The sequence below is a fragment of the Nitrospiria bacterium genome (assembly GCA_035517655.1).
In the GTDB taxonomy this organism is placed as follows: domain Bacteria; phylum Nitrospirota; class Nitrospiria; order JACQBZ01; family JACQBZ01; genus JACQBZ01.
In genome coordinates this window covers 66644-73047 of record DATIYJ010000024.1, presented here as the reverse complement: position 1 = coordinate 73047, position 6404 = coordinate 66644, and the positions used below count along the sequence as shown (strand labels likewise).

At 54.8% G+C, this 6404-nt stretch carries 7 protein-coding genes; 6 read left to right on the top strand and 1 reads right to left on the bottom strand.

Annotated features, from left to right (window positions below; genetic code table 11):
- On the top strand, positions 1–1330 hold a 1330-nt coding region (locus tag VLY20_05355; protein ID HUK56067.1), incomplete at its 5' end, for a tetratricopeptide repeat protein.
- Positions 1331–1344: 14 nt separating this feature from the next.
- Here the strand turns inward: VLY20_05355 and VLY20_05350 are convergent.
- Positions 1345–2295 (bottom strand): alpha/beta hydrolase, encoded by a 951-nt coding sequence (locus VLY20_05350; GenBank protein HUK56066.1) that lies wholly within the window; start codon positions 2293–2295, stop codon positions 1345–1347.
- A gap of 175 nt (positions 2296–2470) precedes the next feature.
- On the opposite strand from VLY20_05350, the gene VLY20_05345 reads away from it, so the two are divergent.
- From VLY20_05345 to VLY20_05325, 5 genes are all read left to right on the top strand, one after another.
- A complete protein-coding gene (locus VLY20_05345; protein ID HUK56065.1) occupies positions 2471–3418 on the top strand; it encodes a hypothetical protein in 948 nt (315 codons plus the stop codon).
- 148 nt (positions 3419–3566) lie between these two features.
- On the top strand, positions 3567–4166 hold the full coding sequence (locus VLY20_05340; GenBank protein HUK56064.1) for a hypothetical protein: 600 nt from the start codon (positions 3567–3569) through the stop codon (positions 4164–4166).
- A gap of 164 nt (positions 4167–4330) precedes the next feature.
- Positions 4331–4711 (top strand): c(7)-type cytochrome triheme domain-containing protein, encoded by a 381-nt coding sequence (locus tag VLY20_05335; protein HUK56063.1) that lies wholly within the window; start codon positions 4331–4333, stop codon positions 4709–4711.
- A 51-nt stretch (positions 4712–4762) separates the two neighbouring features.
- The gene (locus tag VLY20_05330) at positions 4763–5476 is read left to right on the top strand and encodes a c(7)-type cytochrome triheme domain-containing protein (GenBank protein HUK56062.1); all 714 of its coding nucleotides are present in this window, start codon (positions 4763–4765) and stop codon (positions 5474–5476) included.
- 297 nt (positions 5477–5773) lie between these two features.
- On the top strand, positions 5774–6304 hold the full coding sequence (locus VLY20_05325) for an Ig-like domain-containing protein (GenBank protein HUK56061.1): 531 nt from the start codon (positions 5774–5776) through the stop codon (positions 6302–6304).
- The last annotated feature ends 100 nt before the right edge of the window (positions 6305–6404 follow it).

The following is a 6404-nucleotide window of genomic DNA, read 5'->3' as shown; positions in this document are numbered from 1 at the left end:
GGAGATCGCCGTCGGCTTGATCGTCCTCTTTCCCCTCTACGAATTCCTCGCGATCAATCCCATGGAACCGGTTCGCTGGAAACCCCTGATCGTTCGCCTGCTGATCCCCCTCGCCATCCTGGGCCTTTACTTCTGGATGCGCGCGGCGAGTATCACCGCTCCGTATGGTCCAATCCCATCCGTAAACACTTCCGGATGGGATTGGATTGATAAAATCTTGATCGCTTATGGCTTGTACCTGAAGTTGATGGCCTTCCCTTATCCCCCTTCCCCCTTCATCGCGACTCTGCCGAACTCGTTCCTGTACCTCATCGTGTCGAGTCTCGCCTTGACCGGTGCGGCCATGGGACTCCTTGTCGCCATGATCCGTCGAGATCGGATCATCGGCATCGGCCTGGGCTGGATGCTGGTGTTTTTAATGCCCGCCGCCGTAGTGGCCTTTGAACCGTTAGCGACTGTGGTAGCGGCCGAACGCTATGCCTACGCCCCTTCTGTGGGTTTTGTGTCGGCAGGAACGTGCTTGATCTTCCAAGGGCTTCGATGGCTTCGGGTCGATTCGGAACCGGCCAGGCATCAAATGGCGGTTGCGGCGGCACTGCTATTCGCAGCCCTGATCGGCATGGGGAGTTGGACAAGCCGGGAACGAAACACCGTCTGGCGAAACCCGATCACCTTCTGGGAAGCGGCCGTGGGGACATCGCCTTTATCCGGTCTGCCCTACAGTGAATTGGGGATTCAATATGCTCGATTGGATCGGCCGGCCGATGCGGAAGCGCTTTTTAAAAAATCAGTCGCCATTTTGGAAGAGACCGTGGGACCGATGCATCCGGATCTGGCCAAAAGTCTCAACAACCTGGCGGAACTCTATCGAACCCAGAATCGGGAAGCGGAAGCCGCGACACTTCAAACGCGCATCTTGACCATACGTGAGAGGACGCTTGGACCGAATCATCCGGATGTGGCGGAGAGTCTTCGTAACCTGGCCTTGATCTATCAGGCACAGAAGCGCTACGCCGAAGCCGAAGCGTTCTATCGCCGGGCCATTTCAATCTGGGAAGAAGGCCCCCGGTCGGATTACGCCGATCTGGCCAGGAGCCTCAATAATTTGGCGACGCTCTATAGCACCGAGGGCCGATCAACCGACGCCGAAACCCTTTTCCGGCGGTCGCTCTTCACTTGGGAAAAGGGCCTGGGTCCCGATGATCCCGACTCCGTTACAACCCTGGAGAACTATGCCGTCTTTCTCCGGCAAATGCACCGAGACGACGAAGCCGCGGAGCTGGAAATACGGGCCCGCCGGATCAGGAACAAACGGACTCGCGGAGATTAATGGATGCGGGGCGCCTACTTTGACATGGCATGGTTCGAGAGGAAGATCCGTATCAGCTCGGCCACCTTATCCGGCTGATCCAGAAAAGCGAAGTGGCCTGCCTTGGGGATGACCTGATAATCCACAGGCACTTTTCGGATCTGACTTCGCGTCCTCTGCGCATATTTTTCGCCTTCGGGGAGCAGCTGATCATTCTCCGCGCGGAGCAGCAGAAGAGGACGGTTGAAATTGGGGAGCATGGCCAAAATATAACTTTCTTGGACATCGGAGGCAAACGCCTTAAAGCGGTCATGAACCGCCTTCTTCTGGTCTTCTTCCTGAACCGGGACGAGCCATTTTTCCATTTCCCCTTGCGACGGCGCTTGCTCACGATACTTCAAAGACCCGGTCGAAAGCAGCATGCCGAATCCTCCCGACGCGGCCTTTTCGAAGAGACCCAACATTCCTCCAAATCCTTCGGACCAGTTCACTGATTCAAACCCATCGATGCTCACCACGGCCCCGATCATCTCCGGGAAATGGTGCCCCAAGGCCACTGCAAGCCCGCCGCCCTCCCCTTCACCCATGACGTGCGCACGGCCTAGACTCAAGGCTTTGATGAGGTCCCGATAGATGTAGAGAAGATGTTGCGATGAAAAGTCCCCTCCCATGGAGGACGGAGTCCGGATCCCCGGGGGCTCCACCACGATCACGCGCACAGAGCTGCTGAGACGGGCGGCCAAATCCGCCCAGAACTTGGGGCTGAAAGGATATGAAGGCAGAATGATCAGAGGCTCGCCCTTTCCCTGATCACTGTACACGATCGGGATATTTTGGACCGAGATCGCATGCAGATCCGGCGGAAGGTCTTTCGGGTTAAACGCCGCGCGGAGAGGATCCGACGCCGTCGCGACCGACCCGCCGAGAAACAGCAACCCGGCCGCCAGTGCCAGGGTCGCAAACCCTTGGGGATGGAGGGAGAGCATGATGTGCGCATTTATACAACAGACCCCGGTCCGTGTCAAGCCAAACCGGGCGCCTTGGATGAGGAACATCGACGGGGATCTTGACAGGCCTCCGGCCTTTCGATACGCTCCGGCTTAACTCTATGTCATTCACGAGACTCCGTACCCGCTTTAAACTTTACCCGCTGGAACTTTGATGACCTCGGCCTTCGTTGTATTCAGCCCTGGCCGCCGCCGGACGCGGATGGTGGCCGGGCTTGTCCTGAACCTGCTCGCTGTCGCGACGGCCGCGACCCCATTTCCATCTTCTCAAAACCCAACCTGGACCGGAATCTGGGGAAGTTCCCCCACCGATGTCATCATGGTCGGCGAGTATGGAGCCGTCGGTCATTATGACGGAACAACATTGGTCCCGGTGGAAAGCGGCACCCGGATCTGGCTTTCGGCCGTGACGGGTATATCGCCGACGTCCATTTATGCGGCCGGTTATAACGGCCTGATCCTTCATTACGACGGTCACCGCTGGGAGAAAATGGACAGCACGGTCACAAACGATTTAAACGGCATCTGGGAAAGCTCTCCGAACGACGTTTATGCGGTGGGCGACCGGGGAACGATCATCCATTATGACGGAACCCGGTGGAGCTCGGTTCACAGCGGGACCCAAAACCTCTTGTTCGGCGTCTGGGGAAGCGCGCCAAACAATATCTATGCGGTCGGGGGCCGCGGAACGGTCCTCCATTTTGACGGGAAAATCTGGCAAGGCGTGACCTCGCTCCCGAGAACCCACTATGTCGGCATCTGGGGAAGTTCGGCCGACGACATTTTTTTAGTCGGCGATGAAGGCACCCTCATGCATTTCGACGGCCGAGCATGGACCTCGATCGAGAACGGCGTGGCGGATGTGTTCCGGGCCGTCTGGGGGAGTTCCGGGCAGGACGTTTTTGTCGCCGGAGAAAGCGGCCTGATTCTTCATTACAACGGCCGCTCTTGGCAAAGGCAACCTGTTCCGATGACGGAACCGGTTCGCGGCATTTGGGGCGGCGGACCGGCCGATGTTTTTGCGATAGGGGACGACGGTCTTTTTCTCCATTACAACGGCCGGGATTGGAAAACCCTGAGCGAAGGGCCACGGTCTCCTTAGCCTTTCTTTCGGCCGGATTCATCCCGAAAAGCATCGATTATTTTCACTTGACATCCTCACGCTCTCCTTAGTAGGATGCGGCCATTCCACAAGATTTTGTTTACAAAATAAAGCGACGCTTTCGCTTAGCATCGTGAGGAGGAACGGCGTGCAAAAACTGATCTTGACACTGCTCGTCGCTGTTTACACGGCCGGGTTCTTCGTAAACCCGACCGACTCGTTCGCGATGATACAGAACCTGACCCCGGAACAGAGAGAAGCCGCCATTAAATACGGGAAAATGGGCGCCCGGATGGACGTGTCCGATTTCATCAAAGAATGGTCCGTCAATAACGGCGATAAGGGTTTTGCATTTATCATTACTGAATTTCTGGCTCTCGCCTTTGCCGCACAGCAAGCGGCCCTGAGATCGGCCGAATTAAACAATTTTGACACCGAAGACGCCCTGGCCAAGAGCAGCGGCAAGTTGGTGTTCCGGGTCACAACATTTGGAAATACGGATACATTCGCAAAAGACTACACCGCCGTCATTCGGGCGGGTGACAAGACTTCTCCGGCTACGTTCTGGAACAATCCTCCCGGTGAAGCGTACGGGGACGGAAAAACAAAACCGGCGTTTGTAACGGACAGCGATTTTTATTTTCCGGCCGACGGAATCGATCCTAACTCAACAATTACATTGGTGCTTCAAGACAAAGACGACAAAGAAGTTGCAAAGTTCGTATTCGATTTGGCCAAGATGCGTTAACGCGTGTTCGATTAAAATACCATGATCAACCCACTTCCTCTCCGAATGGGTTTGATCTTTTAAAAAAGCAAGATGTTGACAAAGAAAATAAAATATGGTATTGATCGCTACCTGATTCTGACAGCGGGTCAAGGCAACTTTTTCCTCGGAGAAGGGAGTGGGAGATGAAAAAGCAATGGTTGGTCGGTGGTTTCCTTTTACCGATTCTAGTTGTCGGACTTATCCTCACTTTCAATATTCCGAAAACCTCTAGAGCCGAATACGGTGACATCACCCTAAATCATTATGCTGAAAAAGCGGGAATGCCGCCCGTCGTTTTTCCCCATTGGTTTCATCGAATCCGGTTTAAATGCAAAGTCTGCCACCCCGCCATCTTTGAAATGCGTCAGGGCGCAAACGATATCAACATGATTAAGATCATCAAGGGCGATTTTTGCGGAAAGTGCCACAACGGTCGCATCGCTTGGCCGCCCATTTACTGTGACCGCTGTCATTCCGGAAAAAGCGACATTACGATTCCAAAGGCCAGAGGATTTATAAAATAGTCAGGACAGCCAGCCCAACCTTACCATCATCTAGAAGAGAGGGTCGCTTTCATGAAGCTCCAACGTCTCCTGAAACCTGTTGTCTTCGTTCTGCTCGGCGCAGCAGTCCTGTACATCCTTGTGGATTCTCAAGGCCTAGGCATCAGCCGGTCAAATGCCGCCGAACCTACGGACAAACCCACTTCACCCGCACCGGTGGCCAAAAAACTTCCTTGCGATCCCATCTATATTAGCGGCATTACCGGCGAATGCACCGGTACGGGTGACCCGACCAGTTTCGCGGGGGACGCCGAAAAAGCGGGATTGGCCGAGCATCCCTTGGCGTTGGAACTTTCGGACCTTCCGAAGGACCGGTATGGGCTGATCGATTGGGCCACGGCCATCAAGGAAGGCAAGGTGAAACCTCGCGATTCGTTGGATCCCAACGAAAGACCCATGCCTCCCTTTGATCTGGATATCGCGATCTTTACCAAAAGTCAATTTGTGGACGATGTCATCTTTCCGCACTTTGTCCATACGCTCTGGCTGACCTGTACCAACTGTCATCCGGCCATCTTTCCGATGAATGCGAAAGAGGCCAACCGGATGCAGACGATGCCCAAGATCGCGTCGGGAGAATTCTGCGGCCGCTGCCACAATCGGATCGCTTTTCCCCTGAGCGATTGTCAACGGTGTCATGTCAAACCCAAAGACACTCCCCCGGTGGATCCGATGTTGGAAAAGTTCCGCGCCGGCGAGAACCCATTTCGACAGGCATCGCCTTAACACAACAAGAACACGGTTTCCCGATACAATCCCCATGGCGCTGTCGGCCAGCGCTCCCGTCTGCCGTGGTTTAAAAGGTATATCGCCATGAAGAAGGGCCATCCATGTTTTCGTCAAAGCCGAGGCGGGTTATGCGTCCCCCTTGTTCTAGCGGGTCTGATCGCAGTATCCGGTTGTACGAAGTCTGAGCCGTCGCAAACATCTCAAACATCCGAAACACCGCAAGCCCCGCCGGCCGCCGTTCCGAAGCCCTTGACCAAAAATGAATCTCCCGCCGCGAAACAGACTTTGTCTAAATTGGAGATTAAACCCCTCGGGTCTGCTCTGTTTGTCGGCGATTCGCGGACACTTTCGATTCAGGCCCGGGATGAGAACAATCAAGAACGAAGCGGTATCGCCATCACTTGGATCTCGGAGAACCCAAGCATCGTCGCCGTGAATTCACGAGGAACCGTTACAGCGATCGCGCCCGGAACCGCAAGCGTTACGGCCCTCAGTCAAGGGATTTCCGATTCCATCGAAATTGACGTTCAAAGCTTGCCCGTGGTCAAATTAGAAATTCAACCTTCGGCTGTTTCGTTATCAACGGGAAACACACAGCAGTTGAGGATGATCGCGACCGACCCAATGAACCGCCCAATAACGGGTCCCCCGGTCCTCTGGAAATCCAAGAGCCCTGCGATCGCGTCGGTGGATCAAAGCGGCCTGGTTAGGGCCAAAGCTCCGGGAACCGCCACGATCGTGGCGACGGTTAAAAACAAAACGGCGGTGGTCCAAGTGACGGTTTCCAGACCAAGCCCGAAAAACCTGAAGGACGTGCCGCACTGATCATGAAAATTTACAACCGGCCGACCTTATAACATAACGGGAAAAACCTTCGGAGTTATCTTGTCAGGCGGATCAAAATACCTCCTCAAAATGCATTTCA